The organism is Cellulomonas algicola, assembly GCF_003851725.1.
In the GTDB taxonomy this organism is placed as follows: domain Bacteria; phylum Actinomycetota; class Actinomycetes; order Actinomycetales; family Cellulomonadaceae; genus Cellulomonas; species Cellulomonas algicola.
This window is the reverse complement of the sequence record NZ_BHYL01000162.1, coordinates 1-1,196: the sequence shown is the minus strand read 5'-3', so window position 1 is coordinate 1,196 and position 1,196 is coordinate 1. Positions and strand designations below refer to the sequence as shown.

The following is a 1,196-nucleotide window of genomic DNA, read 5'->3' as shown; positions in this document are numbered from 1 at the left end:
CCTGAGGCGGCCCCACCCGACCGGGCACGCCCGACGTGGCGGCGACCCGACCCACCCGACGCGCCCCGCCCCGACCCGCCCGACGTGACCCGACCCGCCCGACGTGACCCGACCCGCCGGACGCGCCCCGCCCGACGCGCCCCGCCCCGACCCGCGCCGCCCGGCAAGGCGTGGCCCCGCTCTGCCTGTCCGCCGGGTGTCGACCTGGGCCTGGTGACCCATGACGCGCTCCACCGGTCCTCAGCCCCGGGTCGCGACGCTGCGTCATCCACGACGGATGCCGGGCGTCCCGGTGTCCCGTGTCCCGTGTCCCCTGTCCCGTGTCCCGTGTCCCGTGTCCCGGTGTCGCGCGAACCGGGTCTGGTGACCGGATCGCGCACACCGGCGGTACCGAGGCCCGGGTCGCGCGCCACCGGCCGTGCGAGGGCCGCGACGACGGGCGGCCGTCCCCGGCCGGCGGCGTCCGTCTCCCGTTGGGGGTCGGGGTCGACCGGCGGCGAACCGTCGTGATGCGCGGTCGCGGGCCCGACACGGACGCCCCATGGTGGTCGGCGACGTCGCTCCCGTGGCGGGGTCGGCGGCGCCCTCAGGACGACTCGTCGGCGGGTCGGACGACGACGCGGCGCGCGAAGCGCTCGATCTGCTCGCGGCGGCCGGTGCCCAGACCGCGACGCGTCACGTTGAGCGCGCCTGCGGCCGCGCCGAGGCGGACCGCCTCCGCCAGGGTGAGGCCGCGACCGAGCCCGACGGCGATGCCTGCCGTCATCGAGTCGCCCGCGCCCCGGTGGTCGACGACCGTGATCGGCGGCGGCGACACCTCGCGCACCTCCTTCGCGGTGACGATGAGGACCGGCTCGCCCGCGCGCGACACCACGACGGCCTCGAGCCCGCGCTCGACGAGCCGTCGGGCGCCGTCGCGCAGGTCGTCGAGGCTGTCGGAGTCGGCGAACCCGCCGTCCAGCAGCTCCTCGTGGCTGATCTTGAGCACCGCCCCGCCGGCGTCCGCGAAGGCCGCGGCGGCCCGTCCCGACAGATCGGCGACCACGGTCTGCCCGGCGGCACGCAGGTCGCCCGCGAGCCGGCCGACGACCGCGGCGGGCAGGATCCGTGGCGGGTCCGCACCCGTGAGGACGGTGATGTCGGCGTCCATCGCCTCGACGAGGACCGTGCCGTAGAGATCGTCGAGCTCGTGCCGG

1 protein-coding gene is annotated in these 1,196 nt (G+C 77.8%); it reads right to left on the bottom strand.

Going from position 1 to position 1,196, the window contains the following annotated elements; all coding sequences use genetic code 11:
- Positions 1–586 precede the first annotated feature (586 nt).
- Positions 587–1,196: PfkB family carbohydrate kinase (locus tag CTKZ_RS11205; protein ID WP_200829713.1), on the bottom strand; the 610-nt coding region annotated here is incomplete at its 5' end.